A 19,045-nucleotide genomic window follows, 5' to 3' on the forward strand; every position below is an offset into this window, starting at 1 on the left:
TTTTTGGCCGTGGATGCGAGTGGCCCCCTCTAATCACAGACTGAAGGGCTGGCAAAGCTCACAAACTGTCTGCGATTCCACAGAAAGTTTACGCCTGTCACGCACACTCGGCTTCATGTTCCGATTGTATCACTGGCCTCTCGATCCTGCCGGACGCCTTGTCCGGCTCGTCCTCGCCGAAAAGGGTGAGGTCTTTGAGACAATTCTGTCACCTGCCTGGATGCCGAGGCCGGAAGTGGTTGCCATCGCGCCGGGCGCAGTGACGCCGGCGCTGATCGCCCTCGAGGGGCCACATCCTTTTGCTGCAAGCGGCACGCGCGCAATCTGCGAGCATCTTGAGGAAACCCGCCCGGCCCCCGCATTGCTGCCGGAGGATCCGTGTGAGCGCGCCGAGGCCCGCCGCCTCTGGGCCTGGGTTGAGGCCGGCATGGAGGAAGTGACCGACACACTGCTGACCGAACGGGTGATGCAGTGGGTGCGCCGCGACCGCCAGCCGGATTCGGAAAAGCTGCGCCGCGGCGTGCACGCCCTGCGCGGGCGCCTCACCTTCCTCAACGCCCTCGCCGAGCAGAGCGGCTATCTGGCGGGCCGCCAGCTATCGATTGCTGACCTTGCCGCCGCCGCGCATCTCTCCGCTTACGACTATTTCGGCGATGTGCAGTGGGACGCCGTGCCAGACCTGAAAGCCTGGTACATGCGGGTCAAATCCCGGCCCAGTTTCCGCCCGCTATTGACAGACCGGCTGGAGGCTGCCCGTCCTTCACCGCATTATGCAGACCTCGACTTCTGACATCCGATCAAGCCTGAAGCAGGCCGCCCTCGCGCTCGGCTTTGATGCTGCGGGCATCGCGCGGGCGGATCAGATATGGAGCGCGGGCGCGCGGCTGGAGGAATTCGTTGCGCTCGGCCGGCATGGCAGCATGGCGTGGATGGAAACAACGCTCACGCGCCGCAAGGCGCCGACAGCCATGTGGCCGGAGGCGAAGTCGGCGCTCGTCGTCGCCCTGAACTACGGCCCGGATCATGATCCGCTCGATACCCTCGCGCTGAGGGAGACCGGCAACATCTCCGTCTATGCCCGCGGGCGGGACTATCACGATGTGATCAAGCCAAAGCTCAAGCAGCTGGCCGGGCAGGTGGCGGACCTCACCAAGGCCGAAGTAAAGGTCTTCGTCGATACCGCGCCGCTGATGGAAAAGCCGCTGGCAGCGCTGGCGGGCCTTGGCTGGCAGGGCAGGCACACAAACCTCGTCAGCCGCGAACTCGGCTCGTGGTTCTTCCTTGGCACAGTATTGACCAGCGCCGAGATCGAGCCCGACGCAGCCGAGAGCGATCATTGCGGCAGCTGCCGCGCCTGTCTCGACATCTGCCCGACTGATGCGTTCCCGGCGCCCTACCAGCTCGATGCGCGCCGCTGCATTTCCTATCTCACCATCGAACATGCCGGCCCCATCCCGGCGGAATTCCGCGCCGCGATGGGCAACCGCATCTATGGCTGCGACGATTGCCTGGCCGCCTGCCCATGGAACAAGTTCGCGCGCGCCGCGTCTCAATCGGCAATGTATGCGCGCGTCGAACTCAAAGGCCCTGACCTGGCCGAACTCGCGGCCCTGGATGATGCGGCTTTCCGGGAAGTCTTCTCGGGCTCGCCCGTCAAGCGCAGCGGGCGGGACAGGTTTATCCGCAATGTCTGCATCGCGATCGGAAACTCCGGCAGCGCGCGCCTCTTGCCGAGCCTGCTGCCCCTGCTGGACGATGCCTCGCCGCTGGTGCGCGGGGCGGCGGTCTGGGCGCTCGCCCGCCTTGATCCTGCCCGCTTTGCCGAGGAAAAAGCCCGCCGGTATGGCGCCGAGGCTGACCCCTCCGTCGTCAGTGAATGGGATCAGGCAGCATGACCGGGACAGGCATAGACAGCGAAGACAAGCCCCGCCCGCGCTGGCGCCGTCCTGTGATCATCACAGGTCTTGTCCTGCTCGTTCTTGGCCTCCTGCCGCATTTTTATGCGCTGATCCTCGCGGCCATGCCTGTTCCAGGCACGATCCTGATGGCCCAGCGCGCCGGGCAGGGGCAGGAGGTGCGCCAGCACTGGACGCGGCTTGAGGACATCTCGCCCCGCCTCGTCTATGCCGTGATCGCAGCGGAAGACGCAAACTTCTGCACCCATGGCGGCATTGACTGGGACGCGGTCGACGCCGCCCGCGAATGGAACGAGCGCAATCCCGACCGTCCCCGCCGGGGCGGCTCGACCATCAGCCAGCAAACTGCGAAGAACGTCTTTTTCTGGAATGGCGGCGGCATGGTCCGCAAGGCCGGCGAAGCCTGGATGACCTATGTTATCGAGGCCATCTGGGGCAAGCGCCGCATCATGGAAGTCTATCTCAACGTTGCGGAATGGGGCGACGGCCTCTTCGGCGCTGAAGCCGCCGCGCAGGCCCGCTTCGGCAAATCCGCCGTTGACCTGACAGAGCGCGAGGCCGCTTTGCTGGCTGCCGTGCTGCCGTCGCCAAACAGGTGGCGCGCTGTCAATCCCGGCCCCTATGTCCAGCGCCGCGCGGGCACGATCCAGGCGCGGATGCGGGTGGTTGCGGGGCAGGGCTATGCAGCCTGCGTCTTCGGCGAGGAAGCGCCCAGACTGCCGCGCGAAGCCCCCAAGGGCGAAGCCCCGCCGCCCCCGCCCGTCATGCCGGACCTGCCGGATGCGCCGGAGACAGGCGAGGAAGCCATCGGCCTGCCTCCGCTGCCCGAAGAAGCTGAACCCGCCCCTGCCGGAGAAGACCCCACTCCTCAGGCGGATGAAGAATTCCGGGACTTCCTGGACTCTGCCGAAGAAAGCCTTCGTGCGCCGCCGCCTGCAGAAGTGGAGCCCCTCCCGCCGATCGAATCCGAACCGGAAGACGCTTCGCCTGCGTTGGAAGAAGGGCCCCGCGATTTGCGGCCGGACCCATGACGCAGCCGTGCTTCAGCCCGTGAAGGCGCTGGCATAATCTCTCGCGAAATCTGCAAACCGCCGCGGCGCGCGCTTCAGCAGGCCGGCAAGGTCCGGACTGATCTCGCCAGCCTCGCCTTCAGCAAACCATGCCTGCAACTCGCTCACCGCCCGCGCGTTCCAGTCCGGCAGTCCAATCGCTTTCAGCGATTGCTCCGCTGCCGCTAGCGGTATGGGCACATAAGTGATGGTGCGTCCTGTGACTTCGCTCAAGGCTGCCGCCATGCCGGCACAATCCAGCGCTTCGCTCCCCGTAAGGTCGTATGACCGGCCTTCATGCCCTTCGCCCAGAAGGGCTTCCGCCGCCGCAGCGGCGATATCGCGAACATCGAGGTAGCTGAGCTGCGCATCGCCGAGCGGCAAGTAGAACCGGCCCTCACTGCGAATCGGCCCTGCCTGCCAGAGCAGGTTCTGGAAAAACCCGTTCGGTTTCAGCAGCGTCCAGCCGACACCGGATGCCTTCAGCGCGTCGTCGCAGGCGCCGTGCTGGCGCAGGATTTCCGGGCCGCTCGCCGCATCTGCCCTGAACGCTGAAAAACGCACGATGCGCCCGATGCCGCCCGGCCCGGCTGCAGCAAGGGCATTGTGCACCCAGTCAGCCGATTGCCGGTGAACCGGCGCCAGCAGAAACAGGCTGCGGGCTCCCTCAAAGGCGTCGGGCAGCGACCCCGGCTCTGACAGGTCACCTGCCACGATCTCATGCCCGGCCGCAGCGAGGTGCGCAGCCTTGGCAGGGTCACGCACAATGAGGCGCGCCTGAACGCCCCTTTGGCCGAGTTCTTCCAGCAACGCACTGCCAACCGTGCCGGTCCCACCGGTCACGACAATTCCAGCCTTGTTCATCCGCATCTCCTCAAGCGTCCGGATCTGCGCAGACCGTCCCCCCGGTCAGATGGGATCATACGGGAAAACGCTGGCCGTTGCACCCAGATCCGTAAAGTCCGGGCTCATCGCCGGGAAGCAGTGCGAAATCAGGCTCTCCGGGTTCCAGCCTTCCAGGCGCGCGAGCGATTTCACCGGGCGCGGCTGGTCGAACAGGATCACTTCATTTCCGCGCACGCCAAAGATCTGCCCGCTGACATTTGCCGACTGGTCAGAACAGAGCGCAACCGCCAGCTGGGCCACCTGGTCAGCCCGCATACCCTGCTTCATCCGCTCCACACGCTGCGCACTCGCCTCATCCTTCACCGGGATCGACGCGATCATCCGTGTCCATGCAAACGGCGCAATGACATTGGAGCGTACCTTCTTGGCTGCGCCTTCCATCGCCACGATCCGCGACAGGCCGACAATGCCCATCTTCGCAGCAGCATAATTCGCCTGACCGATATTGCCGATCAGGCCCGACGTGGACGTGAAGAACACATAGGCGCCATGCTCCTTCTCGCGGAAATATTCGATCGCCGCCCGGGCGACATTGTAGGACCCGTGCAGGTGCACGTCGATCACGGCTTTCCAGTCGGATTCCGGCATCTTGTGGAACATGCCGTCGCGCAGGATGCCGGCGGGGTTCACGATGCCGTCCAACCGTCCATAGGTGTCCAGCGCCTGCGTCACCATGCCGGCAACCGCAGCATAATCCGTCACGCTTTCCGAGTTCGAGATGGCCTCGCCGCCGGCTGCGCGGATTTCCGCCGCGACAGTCTCCGCCGGGCCCGAGGAGCCCTCATCCTCGCCCTTCAGGCCGCCGCCGAGGTCGTTGACGATGACCTTCGCGCCTTCCCTTGCGGCAAGAAGCGCCGTTTCCTTGCCGATGCCATTCCCGCCGCCTGTGACGAGGATCACCTTTCCGTCGAGTACGCCCATTTCTTCCTCCATGTGTTGTTGCGGGACACTACTGCGCACCTGTGAGCCCGCAAGACGCGCCGTTTCGAAATCAGGGTTTGAATTGCCGCAGCCGAGCGGCTAGCACGCCCCCCATGACGAAACGGTTTCAGGCAGTAATCTGGGATTTTGGCGGTGTCTTCACCTCCTCTCCCTTCGAGGCGTTCAACCGCTATGAGGCCGAAAAAGGCCTGCCGGCGGACTTCATCCGCTCGGTGAATGCCGTCAATCCGCTGGAAAACGCCTGGGCGAAGCTCGAGCGCAGCCTGATCGGGGCCGAGGAATTCGACGGCCTCTTCCGGGCCGAAGCCCAGGCGATGGGCCATGATGTGCGCGGCAAGGAAATCCTTGCGCTGCTTTCAGGCAGCCTGCGCCCGCGCGTCGTGAATGCGCTGAAGGTCTGCAAGCAGCATGGCAAGGTCGGCTGCATCACCAACAATGCCCCGATCGGGAAGGGCGCCTCGATGACAGAGGATGACGACCGCGCCAGCGAGCTCGCCGGTGTGTTCGCCCTGTTCGACCACCTGATCGAAAGCTCGAAGATCGGCATCCGCAAGCCTGACCCGCGCATCTATGCCCTGATGTGCGAGACGCTCGGGGTTGATCCTGCAGCCTGCGTCTATCTCGATGATCTCGGCATCAACCTGAAGCCCGCCCGCGATATGGGCATGGCGACCATCAAGGTCACCGGCGAGGAGCAGTTGCTCGCCGATCTGGAAGCCGTCACCGGCTATGCGGTTCGCTAGCTTTCTTTCAGGCGCGGCGCTGTGCCTGCTGGCAGCCTGCGGGCCGGCCGAACCAGCCATTGCGCCAGCCGGCCCTCTGCCGCCGCCGGAGAACCTCGCCCGTCCGCCGCAGCCGCCGGAGGCTGTGGAGCTGACCGCCGAGGCCGCGGCGCGGCGCGCCGAGATCCTGCAACATGCCGAGCGCGGCGCCCTGCGCAGCCTTGCGCGCCTTGCAGACGATCAGGCAGGGTTCGTCTCGAACTTCGGCGGGCAAAGCCATTGGCAATATTGGGACCTGCTGCGCCGGACCGGCGTCGATCCGAACCGCCTCCTCCGGGATTTGTTCAGCGAGCCGCCCGGCATCCGGATCGTCGATGGAGACACCTGGTTCGTCTGGCCTGATCTCGCCGCGCGCGACGTCCGTGATCTTGTCCCGGAGAAAATGACATTTATCGAACGCCGCCGGCTGGAAGACCTGGTCGGCCCAGATGGCATCGGCCGCATTCGTGCGGGTGAAGGCTATCCCGGGATGCGCACAGCGATATCGGCAGACGGGCGGTGGGTGTATTTCGTGCTCGGGCAGAACGGAGAGGAATGACCATGGCAAACACTGGGGCAAAGATCGGGGCAGGCGCCGCGATCAAGGCGCTGAAAGGCTGGCAGGTGGCCGAAGGTGAGCGCGATGCGATCCGGAAGGCGTACCGGTTTGCCGATTTCAAGACCGCCTTCGCTTTCATGTCGGCGGCTGCCCTGAAGGCCGAGCAGATGGACCACCATCCCGAATGGTTCAATGTCTACAACAAGGTCGATGTGATCCTGACCACGCATGATGCAGACGGCGTCACGCAGAAGGATCTTGAACTTGCCGGCTTCATGGACCAGCTGGCCGCAAGGCTCAGCTGATCCGGGAGCGGATTATCGCCAGAGCACCCTGTAAAGGTCGAATCGGCGGTCCTTGAGGTTCTGGACTGCGCCAGACTGGCGCGCGGTCAGCAAGGCAGACAATGAGAGGTCTGCCAGCGCAATCGTTTCCGTATTAGGGGCAGTGTCCGCCGCAACCCCGTCGCGCGCAAAGGGGAAATCCGACGGCGTCAGGATACAGCTTTCGGCGTAGTGGATGTCCATATTCTCCACATTTGGCAGGTTGCCCACGACACCTGACATGACGACATAGCACTGGTTCTCCACCGCCCGCGCCTGGCAGCAATACCGCACACGGAGGTATCCGCGCCGCTCATCCGTGCAGAATGGCACGAACAGCATCATCGCGCCCTGGTCCACAAGGTGGCGGGCGATCTCCGGAAACTCGGAATCATAGCAGATCATAACGCCGATGGGCCCGCAATCGGTCTGGATGACGGAGTTGCCTTCCCCGCCCTTAATGTTCCACCAGCTGCGCTCGGACGGTGTCGGATGCAGCTTCTGCTGCGTGTGCACCGATCCATCGCGCAGGAAGACATAGGCCACATTGTGAATGTCGCCATCAGGCATCCGTGAGGGATGCGAGCCGCCAATGATGTTGATGTTGTAGGACACCGCCAGCTTTTCCATGAAGGCGACAAATCGTGTCGTGTAGTCCGAAATCTTCTCAATGGCCTCCACGGGCCCCAGCGGCTTGCTCTCCAGCGAGAGCAGCTGCAGCGTGAACAGCTCCGGGAACGTCACAAAATCCGCCCGGTAGTCCGAGGCGATATCGACGAAATACTCCACCTGCTGCTCGAACTCATCAATCGAATTGATCCGGCGCATCTGGAACTGAACCGTCGCAACGCGCACGCGCTCGGGCAGGGTGGTGTCGCCCAGGCTCGGCTTTGCCTTGATTGCTTCCTGCTCGAGCGGATTTCGCCAGAACATCTGCGTTGCGTGCCCGCCGGATTCCATGTCCTCCGGCATATAGCTCCTCAGTACCCCAACCACTTCAAAACCCTGCCGCAGCTGGAAGGACAGCACCGGATCGCGCAGTTTTGAGGCCTTGACGGCTGCGACATAATCGGCCGGGTCCGGATAATCTTTCCGGTGGCGGGCATAGCCGGGAATCCGGCCGCCAAAGACGATGCCCTTGAGCTCCAGCCACTGGCAGAGGTCCTGGCGCACCTTGTAAAAGCGTTGCCCGATGCGCAGGCGCCGGTACTCGGCGGCAACGATCACATCCATGCCATACAACACGTCACCCTCAGGATCGTGCCGCGCAGCATACCCGCCGCCGGTGATCTCTGCCCATGTATGCGGGCCGAGCGCGATGGAGGAACTGATCATGAAGGTCACGCAATGCGCGACAATCTGGCCCTCGAACTCGGCAACGAACTGGCCATCGGGAAACCGGTTGATCTGCCCGGCAATCTCGTCCGCCGTATAGCCATAGCCAACCCCGTACACTTTCTCATACAGCGGCAGGATGGACGGGATGTCCTTCGGCTTGGCATTGCGGATGACGAGCTTGGTATTCGAGGCGGTCATGGAGTGTCCTGTCTCAATGGATATCGGATCAGTGCGGCAGGCGGAGCGTGGCGCGCAATCCGCCCAGCGGGCTTGGCGACAGGCGCACATCCCCGCCGTGCACCCGGGCGGTATCGCGCGCAAGCGTCAGGCCAAGGCCGGAGCCCGACGCATTCTGGCTGCGCGCATCGTCGAGGCGGGAAAAGGGCCGGAACGCGTCTTCATACCGCTCGGGCGGAATGCCGGGGCCGTCATCATCCACCATCACCTCCGCCCAATGCGGCCCGCTGATCAGGGTCACGCGCGCAGTCGCCGCATATTTCAGCGCGTTCGAGACAAGGTTTGTCACCGCGCGTTTCAACGCCAGCGGCCGGCCGGGCACATCCATCCGCACCGGCCCGGTCACCGGCACATGCGGGCCAAACCCGGCGCATACCTCCCGCACCATGTTGCCGAGATCGACAATTCCGGGCTCATCGCCTTCCTCGCCCCGGGCAAAGGCGAGATATTCGTCGAGCATCATGGCCATGTCGTCCAGGTCTGCCTTCGCGGCGGTGATGTCCGGGTTGTCCTCCATCAGCGCGAGCGTCAGCTTGAGCCGGGTCAGCGGCGTGCGCAGGTCATGGCTGACCCCCGCGAGCATTGCGGTTCGTTGATCCGCGAAAGCCGTTAGCCGGGCTTTCATGTCGATCAGAGCCCGCGCCGCATCGCGCACTTCGGTGGCGCCGGAAGGGCGGAAATCCGGCAGGTCGCGCCCGCGCCCGAATGCCCGCGCCGCCTCCGACAAGCGCAGGATCGAGCGCACCTGCTGGTTCAGGAAACCGATGCTCAGCGCCACCAGCAGCAGGGAAAAGAAGATAACCCAGACGATCAGGAAATGCGCATTGATCATCAGCGCGCGCTTGCGATCCAGGATCATCTCGGCTGTTTCAGTTCCGGCAGGAAAGCGCACATGCAACCGGGAATCGCCAGCGCTCCTGCCGATCAGTGCGCCCTCGCCCAGGCGTGTGATCAGTTCACTGCGCAAGATGTCATTATACGGAAATTCGGTGCGTAGCGACGATACCGGCACGGCATCTGCCGGCAGGGTGCAGGTGAACTGTGTCTCGATCAGCCCCTGGATACGGTCGAGGTCTGCGGGGCCATAGTCCGGGTTCAGGCAGGCATCCCGAATCAGCCCGGCATCCCGCGCAAGGCCTTGCCCCAGCTTGCGGTTGATCTCTGCAATATGGCTCGAATAATAATACCAGATCATCAGTCCAAGGATGAGCAGGACCGGCGCCAGGATCAGCAGCAGGCTGCGGGCATAGAGCCCTCTCGGTGTGATGTCCCTCAGGCGCGGCATGGGGCGCTCAGTCCGGCATCAGGCGGTAGCCGATGCCCCGCACGGTTTGGATATGGATTGGCTCGCGCGGATTGGGCTCGATCTTGCGGCGCAGGCGGGTCACCTGCACGTCAACGGACCGTTCAAGCCCTGCAGATGTCAGATGCGCCAGGTCTTCCCGGCTGATCGCCTGCCCGGGCACGCGGGCGAGCACGGTCAGCAGCTGCAGTTCGGCGTCCGTCAGCCGGATCCGCTCATCCCCGGCTTTCAGTTCGCCGCGCGCCACATTGAAGACGAGGCCCGACATTTCGATTTCTTCCGGCGGCGGCGCAGGCTTCTGTGACCTGCGCAGGATCGCCTCGCAGCGCAGCGCCAGCTCCTCCGGCTCGAAGGGCTTGGCAAGATAGTCGTCTGCGCCGAGGCGCAGACCCTCGATCCGGTCGCGCGCCTCGCTTCGGGCCGTGAGCAGCATGATCGGCGTTTCATGCGCCGGCCCGCCGCGGATCGATTCCAGCAGGTCGAGCCCTGTTTCGCCCGGCATCATGATGTCAAGGATGGCGAGGTCGAATGCCAGGTTCTGCATCAGCCGCCGCGCGCTCGGTGCATCAGCTGCGCCGGTGACGCGGAAACCCTTCATCGTCAGGAAGCGCTTCGTCAGGTCGCGGATACGGTCGTCATCATCGACGATCAGGATATGCGCCGGGTCCCGTTCGCTCATCTGGGGCGCCTCACTTGACCAGGGCTTCCAGCAGCACCCGCGCGCCGGCCACAGCTTCGGGCCCGGAGGCGCGGAAAGCCAGCCGAAGGCGCTCGCGCAGTTCAATCGCAATCGGTGTGGTCAGCGTGACGCCCGCATCCGACAGGGTGAGCTTGCGGCGGCGCCCATCAGCGCCCTCGCGCTGCTTTTCGACCAGCCCGCGCCCATCCAGCTGGCCGAGAATCCGCGCGAAGGTCGGCACCGTCATGCCGAGGGCCCCCCGCAGCTGGCCGACCGTCAGGCCGGGCCGGTAGCGGATTGCCATGAGAATCTGCATCTCTGTCTTGCTCAGGCCAGCCGCCTTCCGGGCCGGTTCTGCCGCGCGCAGCAGCAGATCTGCGCCTGAAAGCAGCAGTCCGGCGCCCCGGTCCAGCTCCTGGTCGATCAGGAACAGGCGGGGGTCAAACGGTCGGGTCAGGTTGACGGGCGTGGCCATAAGTCGGAAATGAACGCGAACCGGCGCAAAAGTGCAAGCAAGGAGCGTACCCAATGGCTGCCATCCCCTATGATGACCGTGACGGATACATCTGGATGGACGGGTCGTTCGTACCCTGGCGCGACACGAAAGTGCACGTGCTGACCCACGCCCTGCACTATGCTTCCTCGGTTTTCGAGGGCGAGCGTGCTTATGGCGGTCAGATCTTCCGCTCGCTCGATCATTCAAAACGGCTGCACAAATCAGCCGAGATCATGGGCTTCGAAATCCCCTTCAGCGTCGAGGAAGTTGAACGCGCGAAGCAGGAAGCCCTCGCGAAATCGGGCCTCGGGAGCGCCTATGTGCGCGCGATTGCCTGGCGCGGCTCTGAAATGATGGGCGTTTCGGCCCAGAACAACACGATCCACCTCGCCATCGCCGTGTGGCACTGGGGCGACTATTTCGCCGACAAGATGAAGGGCATCCGCCTGACCCATGCCCAATGGCGCCGGCCTGCGCCCGATACCGCGCCCTGCCATGCCAAGGCGGCCGGCCTCTACATGATCTGCACCCTCTCCAAGCACGCCGCCGAGCGGGCCGGGTATCAGGACGCCCTGATGCTCGACTATCGCGGCCAGGTGGCGGAGGCGACCGGCGCCAACATCTTCTTTGTGCGCGACGGCGCCCTGCATACGCCGACGCCGGATTGCTTCCTGAACGGCCTCACCCGGCAGACGGCGATTGCGCTGGCCAAGGCCCGCCAGATCGAAGTCATCGAGCGCGCGATCTTCCCGGACGAGCTTTCCACCTTCTCGGAATGCTTCATCACCGGCTCAGCCGCAGAGATCACCCCGGTCGCCGAAATCGGCGAGCATCGCTACAAGCCGGGCCAGATTTCCGAAGCGCTGGTCAACGACTATTCCAACCTTGTGAACGGCAAGCTGGAAATGGCGCTCTGACGCAGTTTCAGGTCTTTCCCCGGAGCGCCACTTGCGCCACTCCTGACAGCGTGCGGCACGCCAACGGAAACAGGGGGCAGGACCAATGATGGAGTGGATCGCGCATTCGCCGTTCGGTGAGATTGCGCTGCTGCTGCTGATGGCAGCGATTGCGGGGCTTGTCGGGCGTATGCTGCGCCAACCGCTGATCGTTGCCTACATCGCGGTGGGCCTGATCGTCGGTCCCTCGGCGCTGGACCTGGTACGCTCGGGCGAGCAGATCGACCTCCTGTCAGAGCTTGGGATCGCCATTCTCCTGTTCCTGGTGGGCATGAAGCTGGACACCAAGCTGATCCAGTCGCTTGGCACGGTCTCGCTGCTCACCGGGCTTGGCCAGGTCGCGTTTACTTCGATCTTCGGCTTCCTGATCGGTATTGCGCTCGGGCTTGACCCGATCACCTCCGTCTACGTCGCCGTCGCGCTCACCTTCTCCAGCACGATCATCATCGTGAAGCTCCTCTCGGACAAGAAGGAGATCGGCGCCCTGCACGGCCAGATTGCGCTCGGTTTCCTGATCGTCCAGGACCTTGTCGTCGTGCTGGCGATGATCGTCCTGTCGGCCATCGGCATCGGTTCTGGCAGCGAGAATGGCGCAGCCAGCAGCATCCTCACCGTCCTCGTCGCAGGCGTCGCCATGGTGATCTTTGTCGGCCTGTTCGTGCGCTATGTTGCCAGTCCGCTCACGACCCAGCTCGCCAAGACGCCGGAACTCCTCGTGATCTTCGCGATTGCGCTGGCGGCGATCTTCGCGGCGGTGGGGGATGTCATCGGTCTCGGCAAGGAAGTCGGCGGCCTCCTCGCGGGCATCGCGCTCGCCTCCACGCCCTACCGGGAAACCATCGCCGCGCGTCTCGCCCCACTGCGGGATTTCCTGCTGCTGTTCTTTTTCATCGCGCTCGGCGCCACGCTGGACCTCTCGCTGCTGGGCGCTCAGGTCTGGCCGGCCATCATTTTCTCTGTCTTCGTGCTCGTCGGGAACCCGCTCATCGTCCTCGCGATTATGGGCGCCATGGGTTACCGCAAGCGCACTGGCTTCCTCGCAGGGCTTACCGTCGCGCAGATCAGCGAATTCTCGCTCATCTTCATCGCCATGGGCGTCAGCCTCGGCCATGTCACGCAGGACGCCCTCGGCCTTGTCACCCTCGTCGGCCTCGCGACGATTGCCGCCTCCACCTACATGATCACCTATTCCCACCAGCTGTTTGCGGTGTTCGAGCCGGTGCTCGGCATATTCGAGCGGCGGGGCACCCCGCGCGAGGCAGACACATCGGACGAGGCCAGCGGCGAAGCCTACAAGGTCCTGATCTTCGGCCTTGGCCGCTTCGGCACGGCCATTGGCCTGCGCCTTCACAAGCGCGGCGTGCCGGTCCTCGGCGTCGACTTCAATCCCGGCGCCGTGGAGCGCTGGCACGATCTCGGCGTTCCCGCGATCTATGGCGATGCGACCGATCCGGAGTTCATCGCCCATCTGCCGCTTGCGGATGCGGACTGGGTGGTCGTCACGGTTCCCGTCCACCCCTCCGGCCTCAGCCATGACGATGTTCGCGAAACCCTGCTTCAGGGCGTTCGCGCGGCTGAATTCGATGGGCGCATCGCCGTCACGTCCCATACCCAGGCAGACACCGACCTGCTCCTCGCCCGCACGGGGAAGGGGGGCGCGGACATCGTCTTCGAGCCTTTCCAGGATGCCGCCGACCGGGCCGTGGAACTGCTCACCGGCAGCAGCGAGCCGCAGGACCGTATCGCCATCCCCGAACTCGGCGACGAGGAACGTGCGCTTCCCTGATCGCGGCTCAGACCACGATGTCGCTCGCCGGCATCCTTGCTTCGCGCCGCGCTGCGAAATGCGTCTCGAACGCCACGACAAGGCAGGCCGCAATGATGATTGCCGCGCCTGCCCAGACCCGCCAGCCCGGCACTTCCTGGAAGAACACATAGCCGAGGATCGCCGACCAGATGAGGCCGGTATACTCGAACGGGGCCAGCGTCTGCGCCTTCGCGCGGCCATAGGCCATGGTCATTAGCCACCAGATGCCGATGCCGAGAAAAGCCACCGATACCATCAGGGGCCAGGAATCCGGCGCCGGCAGCGGCGCGCTGAACACCAGCATGAACGGCAGCAGGAACAGGGCCGGCAGGATGTTCATGAAGGTCACCAGCGTCAGGCTGTCTTCCTGCCGGGAGCGTAGCCGCAGGAGCACAATGTTCAGCGCATACAGCACCGCCGAAACCAGGATCGCCCCGACACCGTACACCCGGTTTCCGTCCGCCGGCGCGCCAGTCGTTTCCGCGGTGGCCGCCAGTGCAGCCCCGCAGAAGCCAATAAGGGAGGCGAGGATCGTCACCGGGCTCATCTTCTCGCCCAGCACAAGCCGCGCCATCGGCGCGATCATCAGCGCAGCCGTAAAGCCGAGGACAACCGCTTCGGCGAGCGCGATCTGCGTCAGCGAATAGAAGAAGAAAAAGGCGGAGATAACCTGCGCCAGCGACCTGAGCGTGTGAAAGCGGATCGCTTCAAGGGTCGGAACCCGACGCCCGGCCGCCATGAACAGCGCAATCATGATCACCGCGCCCAGTATGTACCGCCAGGTCGTTGCCGTGATCACGCTGGTCGGGCCGAGCATGATCGCCTTCATCACGGCATCGACACCGCATCCGAAGATGACACCGAAACAGACAAGCAGGATGGGATGAGGCGTGCGCATGGCCGCCGGAGCGATGAGGCCGCGGCAGTCGCGCGTCAAGCCGGATCATCCGCCTGCGGCGCTCATCCCCAGCCATCCGGTGTAACCGGCTTAAGCCGCCAGCAGGACACCGCCCTCGATCCGCCCGATGCGCCAGCGAGAAACCGAGAATGCAAGCAGCAAGGCCGTCGCCCCCAGCATCACCCAGATGTCAAACGCAGCGATCTCGGCCGGCACCGGGATCGGCTTAACCATCGCGGTGACGCCAAGGATGCCGAACACATTGTAGATGTTCGAGCCGACGATGTTGCCGAACGCAATGTCTCCTTGCCTTTTGATCGCCGCCATCACGGACGTCACCAGTTCGGGCAGGGAGGTGCCGACGGCCACGACAGTGAGGCCAATGATCGTCTCCGACACCGAGAACATCCGCGCGAGCGAAATCGCTCCATCTACAGCAAACCGCGCGCCCAGGATTGTCAGGGCAAGGCCTCCGGCAACCAGCAGCAGGTCCAGCGCGATATGCCGTCTCGTTGCGGTGGCCGCAAGCGCCTCAGCCTCCGGTCCTGCGCCGGAGGCCGGTGCCTGCCGCTCCTGGCGGAATGCAAAAAAGATATATCCCGCCAGCGCGGTCACGAACGCGGCGCCGAGCGCCGGCGAAAGCTGCCCGGCCAGAACGGCCCCGAGACAGGCAAGGCTTGCTGCGGAAAGGACAATCCCGTCGCGCAGGAAGGTACCCCTTGCAACCGCCACCGGAAAGAGCAGCGCCGAGATGCCGAGGATCAGCAGGATGTTGGCGGTGTTCGAGCCGACCACATTGCCGATCGCAATGCCGGGAGAGCCACGGAATGCGGCCTCGAGACTGGTCACCAGCTCCGGCGTCGATGTCCCGAAGCCTACCAGCGTCAACCCGATCAGCAGGGGCGACAGGCTCAGCCGTTCTGCCAGTCGCACAGCGCCGCGCACGAGAAATTCGCCTCCAGCCACGAGGAGGGCCAGACCGAAGATCAGGAAGAGAAAGGACATGTTGGGGAGCGCCGGGGCGGGAAGTGTGCTACAATAAAGACGTGGTCCCGGCTTGAGAGTTCGAAAAGAGGCTCTGGAGGGAAAATTCGCAGCCAGGTACCGCCGAAACAGTTTCCTTCCCGGACCGGCGAGCGCACAAGCGTTGCGAGTGCTTGATAGGGAGTAGAAATCGTGGATGATCCGCCTCCTGCGCCTTCAGAGCTTGAAGTGCTGTCTGTGGTTGCGGTCCCGATCGTTGTGCTGGACCGGCAGCTCCGCATCACCTTCCTCAACGACGCATATGCGCGGACCTTCAGCCTGAACCGCGAAGCTGTGCTCGGCTGCCGGGTGGAGGATCTCTTTCACGAGATGCCCGAGCGCAAAAGTGAGGTTCGCGCACGGTTCGAGCGGGCGTTGACGGGTGAGACAACCAGGGAACCCGCCCAGCCATGGAGGCTGCCGAATGAACATGGCGTGATGGTGGAACGGTACTGGCGTGCCACAGAAACGCCCATCTACGGACCTGACGGAGAGGTGACGCACATCGTGCACACAGTGGACGATGTCACTGAAGAAGTGCGCCTGCGCCGGCAGGCTGATGCTATCTCGCATGAACTGGAGCACCGGCTGTCGAACACGCTGACGATGGTTGGGTCACTCGCCATCATGACCAGCCGGAATGCGACCGACATTGACGGTTTCGTTGACCGCTTCATGGAGCGGCTTCAGAATGTGAACCGTACCCTCCTGACGATTTCTGGCAATGCGTGGCAGGGCTTGTCCATGCGGCGGGTTCTGGAGATTGAACTCGCTCAGGTTGCCCCCCTGACGGATCCGCGCATCCATCTGGAAGGGCCGGACTTTCAGTTGTCAGTACGCTCGACAAAGTGGACAGCTCTGCTCGCGCACGAGATGATCACCAACGCTGTGCGCTATGGCTGTTTTTCCGTCCCCGATGGCACGCTGACGGTAAAATGGTGGGTAGAGAACTCCGAACTCATTGTAGACTGGAGCGAAACCGGGCGCTGCAAGAAGGCCGACCCTGATCGTGAAGGCTTCGGCACCAAGATGCTGAATCTGATGCCCAATATGACAGCCGAGCGCCAGTTCACCGATAACGGGATGCACCTTTGTCTACGCACGACTGCCGGCTTTATCCGTGCAGGCCTGGAGCCGTCCGATGCTGCGCTGCTCGCCTGAAGCAGGCGGGCAAGCCCCGGTCAGGCTGCAATCGCCTGCAGGAAGAGCGCCTGGGAAATGACCGCCTTGACCTGAGCCGGACGGAAAGGCTTCGTGATCAGGAAAGTCGGCTCGCCGCTCTTGCCCAGCAGCATACGCTCGGGAAACGCCGTCACAAAAATGACCGGCACGGAGAGCCGGGAGCGTATATCCGCGACTGCATCTGTCCCCTGGGATCCATCGGCGAGGAGTATATCCGCAAGGATCAGGTCAGGCCGAAGCTCCAGCGCCTTCGTAACGGCCTGGTCTGCTGTCACCGCCACGCCGGCAACCTTGTGCCCCAGGGATTCCACCAGGATCGACAGGCTTCCGACAATCAGCGGTTCGTCTTCCACGATCAGGACGCGGCGAGCTTCCAATCCGGTCAGCTCTCCATGCGCTGTTTCTAGATGCCTGACGAGATCGCTTTCACTCACGCCGAGGATGACAGCCGCATCCGCTTCACTGAAATGTTCCATGGCCGTGATCAGGAATGCGCGCCTTGAAAGAGGTGCCATCCGCGCGTCTGTCCGGACAGCCTGGCTGCTGGTTTTGGGGCTTGCCAGGATCTGGTCGAGCCGCCGGAAAAGCTGAACCCTGCAGATCGATGCCGGATAAGACTCAAGCACCTGTTCCAGAAGGCATTCGACCGCACGGTCTCCATCGAAGGCATTCCCCAGAATGGCCCGTGCATATCGCCGCAGATATGGCAGTTCCGTCTCTATCGTGTCCGACAGGTTTCCTGTGTGCATGATTCGCTGACCTGCTGAGCCGTCATTGCCAATATACCGCAAGCCGCAGTCGGGGTCTTGCCTATAGGACAGCCGCCCGGCGCCTGCGGGCGAGCGGCTGATGGCTCACGGTGTCATACATTCAGCTGGGCTCGGATATACGTACAAACCGAAGGTAGGGTGTTTCTTCGCGGTACCCATCGGGGAACGACCGTTTGATCTCGGCCGGGTCCTGCAAAGATGGCTGCAGGATGACGTCGCTACCCGCCTGCCAGTTCACGGGTGTGGCCACCTTGTGCCCGTCCGTCAGCTGAAGAGCATCAATGAGGCGGATAATCTCGTTAAAGTTGCGGCCAACATTTGGCGGGTAGACGATTGAGGCGCGTATTTTTTTTGCAGGATCAACCACATACACCGCTCTGACGGTCAGTTTCGGGTCAGAGGCCGGGTGGATCATATTGTAAAGCGATGCAATCTTCCGGTGCGGATCTGCAATCATGGGAAAATTGACCGCCGCGCCCTGCGTGCGCTCGATATCAGCAGACCAGCGCTCATGCGCCTCGACGGTGTCGATCGAGATAACCAGCGCCTTCGCGCCGCGCGCCGACAATTCGTCTTTCAGGCGCGCAGTGTAACCAAGTTCGGTGGTGCAGACGGGGGTGAAATCCGCCGGATGGGAGAAGAACACAACCCAATCCTGGCCGGCCCAGTCGTGGAACCGGATGCGGCCCTCGGTCGTCTCGGCTTCAAAGTCGGGCGCTGTATCGCCAATCAGGAGGGTCATCTTTTGCGCTCGCCGCTCTTGCCTTGTGGCGTATTTCTAGTGCCTAAGACCTGACCGGCCAATTCAGAACACCTGATACTCCCCATGAGAAATCCTCCACGATTCAGGGTATGCCCCGCCGCATGAAACGCCTTCTGCTGATGCGCCATGCCAAGACCGAGCCCTGGAATGAGGGCATCGATGATTTCAACCGCGCGCTCCTGCCGCGTGGGCATGAAGATGCGCGGCGGATGGCGGAGGAGATCGTGTGCCTCGGCTGGAGCCCGGAACGGATCCTCGTGTCCAGCGCGCGTCGGGCGCGCGAGACCTGCTCGGAAGTTGCCAGGGTGGTCACCGGCGAGCGCGTGCGCGTCATGGAGGCCCTTTACCTCACCGGCGTGCGCGGCCTGACCGAGGCCGTCAGCCAGCATGACGGCGCCCATACGCTGATGGTGATTGGCCACAATCCGGGCCTGCATGATTTTGCGCTCAGCATTCTCAGGGAGGGCGGCTCCCTCGACCATGGGGCGTCCCTGCGCCTGCATGAGAAATTCCCGACGAGCTGCGCCGCCCTGTTCGAGGCGCTCGATAACGGGCCTTTCCTGCCGGCGCGGTTCCGGCTGGCAGGGGTGCTCCGCGCCAAGGATTTCGCGGCGGAGTGACCCGCAAAAAAACCGCCCCGGCCGTGAAGGGCTCGGGGCGGCAAGTCGGCGGTTCCGTCAGCAGGGGCGTTTGGGCTTGGAGTCCCCGGAACCGCAACTTTCGTCAGCTTCCTGCGCGGCGGGCAGCGTGCACTTCGGTCAGCGCCGGATGGTTCGCCTCGCGAATGGCCCGGTCCAGTGTCTGGCGGGTGCAGATCTCGGCGGCGTAGTTCTGGAACACGCGGCCGGTGCCGGCATTGCGGTGCTCCGTAGCGCAGCGGCTGGAAACCTGCTCGGCAATCCGGTCATATTCCTGCTGCGCACCCTGCGGCGAGGAGAGCTTGGCAGGGGCAAACTCGACCTCCATCTGGAACGTGTTTGAGGCCGCAAAGGCGGGGGCTGAGACGAGCAGGGCGGCTGCGGCGGCGATGGCAAGGCGTTTCATGGTGTTTCCTCGTTAGTTCTTGTCGTTCTGGGTTTCTGAAAGGGGGGGGGGGGGGGGCGGCGGGGGACGGGGGGGCCGGCCGGGGGCAGGGAG

21 protein-coding genes are annotated in these 19,045 nt (G+C 63.7%); 10 read left to right on the top strand and 11 right to left on the bottom strand.

Annotated features, from left to right (window positions below; genetic code table 11):
• The first annotated feature begins 115 nt into the window (after positions 1–115).
• The 3 genes from ACK4SV_RS07320 to mtgA are packed head-to-tail and all read left to right on the top strand — an operon-like array spanning position 116 to position 2,947.
• Positions 116–790: a glutathione S-transferase family protein gene (locus ACK4SV_RS07320; protein WP_409917159.1), complete on the top strand. Its 675-nt coding sequence runs from the start codon at positions 116–118 to the stop codon at positions 788–790.
• The gene (gene queG, locus ACK4SV_RS07325; protein ID WP_409917160.1) at positions 771–1,895 is read left to right on the top strand and encodes a tRNA epoxyqueuosine(34) reductase QueG; all 1,125 of its coding nucleotides are present in this window, start codon (positions 771–773) and stop codon (positions 1,893–1,895) included. The genes ACK4SV_RS07320 and queG overlap by 20 nt, the downstream gene beginning before the upstream one ends.
• Positions 1,892–2,947, top strand: a complete 1,056-nt coding sequence (gene mtgA, locus ACK4SV_RS07330) for a monofunctional biosynthetic peptidoglycan transglycosylase (protein WP_409917161.1) — start codon at positions 1,892–1,894, stop codon at positions 2,945–2,947. The genes queG and mtgA overlap by 4 nt, the downstream gene beginning before the upstream one ends.
• Positions 2,948–2,959: 12 nt before the next feature.
• Here mtgA and ACK4SV_RS07335 read toward each other — a convergent pair whose 3' ends face one another.
• Positions 2,960–3,829, bottom strand: coding sequence for an NAD(P)H-binding protein (locus tag ACK4SV_RS07335; RefSeq protein ID WP_409917162.1), 870 nt, complete (start codon positions 3,827–3,829; stop codon positions 2,960–2,962).
• Positions 3,830–3,874: 45 nt separating this feature from the next.
• Positions 3,875–4,792: an SDR family NAD(P)-dependent oxidoreductase gene (locus ACK4SV_RS07340; protein WP_409917163.1), complete on the bottom strand. Its 918-nt coding sequence runs from the start codon at positions 4,790–4,792 to the stop codon at positions 3,875–3,877.
• A 113-nt stretch (positions 4,793–4,905) separates the two neighbouring features.
• Between ACK4SV_RS07340 and ACK4SV_RS07345 the strand changes: the two genes are divergently transcribed.
• Genes ACK4SV_RS07345 through ACK4SV_RS07355 form a run of 3 tightly spaced genes read left to right on the top strand, consistent with a single transcriptional unit; the run spans position 4,906 to position 6,438 of the window.
• A complete protein-coding gene (locus tag ACK4SV_RS07345) occupies positions 4,906–5,556 on the top strand; it encodes an HAD-IA family hydrolase (RefSeq protein WP_409917164.1) in 651 nt (216 codons plus the stop codon).
• Positions 5,543–6,133 (top strand): hypothetical protein, encoded by a 591-nt coding sequence (locus ACK4SV_RS07350; protein ID WP_409917165.1) that lies wholly within the window; start codon positions 5,543–5,545, stop codon positions 6,131–6,133. Before ACK4SV_RS07345 ends, ACK4SV_RS07350 begins: the two co-directional genes overlap by 14 nt.
• Positions 6,134–6,135: 2 nt before the next feature.
• Positions 6,136–6,438 (top strand): 4a-hydroxytetrahydrobiopterin dehydratase, encoded by a 303-nt coding sequence (locus tag ACK4SV_RS07355; RefSeq protein WP_409917166.1) that lies wholly within the window; start codon positions 6,136–6,138, stop codon positions 6,436–6,438.
• A 12-nt stretch (positions 6,439–6,450) separates the two neighbouring features.
• On the opposite strand, the gene ACK4SV_RS07360 is transcribed toward ACK4SV_RS07355, so the two are convergent.
• From ACK4SV_RS07360 to ACK4SV_RS07375, 4 genes are read right to left on the bottom strand one after another with little or no spacing between them, the layout of a single operon-like run.
• The gene (locus tag ACK4SV_RS07360; protein ID WP_409917167.1) at positions 6,451–7,992 is read right to left on the bottom strand and encodes a nitrilase-related carbon-nitrogen hydrolase; all 1,542 of its coding nucleotides are present in this window, start codon (positions 7,990–7,992) and stop codon (positions 6,451–6,453) included.
• Positions 7,993–8,020: 28 nt separating this feature from the next.
• A complete protein-coding gene (locus tag ACK4SV_RS07365) occupies positions 8,021–9,316 on the bottom strand; it encodes an ATP-binding protein (protein ID WP_409917168.1) in 1,296 nt (431 codons plus the stop codon).
• A 7-nt stretch (positions 9,317–9,323) separates the two neighbouring features.
• Positions 9,324–10,013, bottom strand: a complete 690-nt coding sequence (locus ACK4SV_RS07370) for a response regulator (protein ID WP_409917169.1) — start codon at positions 10,011–10,013, stop codon at positions 9,324–9,326.
• A gap of 10 nt (positions 10,014–10,023) precedes the next feature.
• Entirely contained in the window at positions 10,024–10,488 is a 465-nt protein-coding gene (locus tag ACK4SV_RS07375; protein WP_409917170.1) for a MarR family winged helix-turn-helix transcriptional regulator, read from the bottom strand.
• Between the two features lie 53 nt (positions 10,489–10,541).
• Here ACK4SV_RS07375 and ACK4SV_RS07380 point away from each other — a divergent pair, with 53 nt between their 5' ends.
• Both ACK4SV_RS07380 and ACK4SV_RS07385 read left to right on the top strand, forming a co-directional pair.
• Entirely contained in the window at positions 10,542–11,426 is an 885-nt protein-coding gene (locus tag ACK4SV_RS07380) for a branched-chain amino acid aminotransferase (RefSeq protein ID WP_409917171.1), read from the top strand.
• An 85-nt stretch (positions 11,427–11,511) separates the two neighbouring features.
• The gene (locus tag ACK4SV_RS07385; RefSeq protein ID WP_409917172.1) at positions 11,512–13,251 is read left to right on the top strand and encodes a cation:proton antiporter; all 1,740 of its coding nucleotides are present in this window, start codon (positions 11,512–11,514) and stop codon (positions 13,249–13,251) included.
• A gap of 7 nt (positions 13,252–13,258) precedes the next feature.
• On the opposite strand, the gene ACK4SV_RS07390 is transcribed toward ACK4SV_RS07385, so the two are convergent.
• Positions 13,259–14,209, bottom strand: coding sequence for a DMT family transporter (locus ACK4SV_RS07390; protein ID WP_409917173.1), 951 nt, complete (start codon positions 14,207–14,209; stop codon positions 13,259–13,261).
• Positions 14,210–14,260: 51 nt separating this feature from the next.
• Entirely contained in the window at positions 14,261–15,175 is a 915-nt protein-coding gene (locus ACK4SV_RS07395) for a calcium/sodium antiporter (protein ID WP_409917174.1), read from the bottom strand.
• A 171-nt stretch (positions 15,176–15,346) separates the two neighbouring features.
• Between ACK4SV_RS07395 and ACK4SV_RS07400 the strand changes: the two genes are divergently transcribed.
• Positions 15,347–16,354: an HWE histidine kinase domain-containing protein gene (locus tag ACK4SV_RS07400; protein ID WP_409917175.1), complete on the top strand. Its 1,008-nt coding sequence runs from the start codon at positions 15,347–15,349 to the stop codon at positions 16,352–16,354.
• A 20-nt stretch (positions 16,355–16,374) separates the two neighbouring features.
• On the opposite strand, the gene ACK4SV_RS07405 is transcribed toward ACK4SV_RS07400, so the two are convergent.
• Together ACK4SV_RS07405 and ACK4SV_RS07410 are read right to left on the bottom strand one after the other, a co-directional pair.
• Entirely contained in the window at positions 16,375–17,124 is a 750-nt protein-coding gene (locus tag ACK4SV_RS07405) for a PhyR family response regulator anti-anti-sigma factor (protein WP_409917176.1), read from the bottom strand.
• 121 nt (positions 17,125–17,245) lie between these two features.
• Entirely contained in the window at positions 17,246–17,887 is a 642-nt protein-coding gene (locus tag ACK4SV_RS07410; RefSeq protein ID WP_409917177.1) for a peroxiredoxin, read from the bottom strand.
• Positions 17,888–18,009: 122 nt separating this feature from the next.
• Here ACK4SV_RS07410 and ACK4SV_RS07415 point away from each other — a divergent pair, with 122 nt between their 5' ends.
• Positions 18,010–18,528: a SixA phosphatase family protein gene (locus ACK4SV_RS07415; RefSeq protein ID WP_409917178.1), complete on the top strand. Its 519-nt coding sequence runs from the start codon at positions 18,010–18,012 to the stop codon at positions 18,526–18,528.
• Positions 18,529–18,631: 103 nt separating this feature from the next.
• Here the strand turns inward: ACK4SV_RS07415 and ACK4SV_RS07420 are convergent, their stop codons facing one another.
• A complete protein-coding gene (locus ACK4SV_RS07420) occupies positions 18,632–18,952 on the bottom strand; it encodes a UrcA family protein (RefSeq protein ID WP_409917179.1) in 321 nt (106 codons plus the stop codon).
• Positions 18,953–19,045 lie beyond the last annotated feature (93 nt).

The sequence above is a fragment of the Hyphomonas sp. genome (genome assembly GCF_046313735.1).
Taxonomy (GTDB): domain Bacteria; phylum Pseudomonadota; class Alphaproteobacteria; order Caulobacterales; family Hyphomonadaceae; genus Hyphomonas.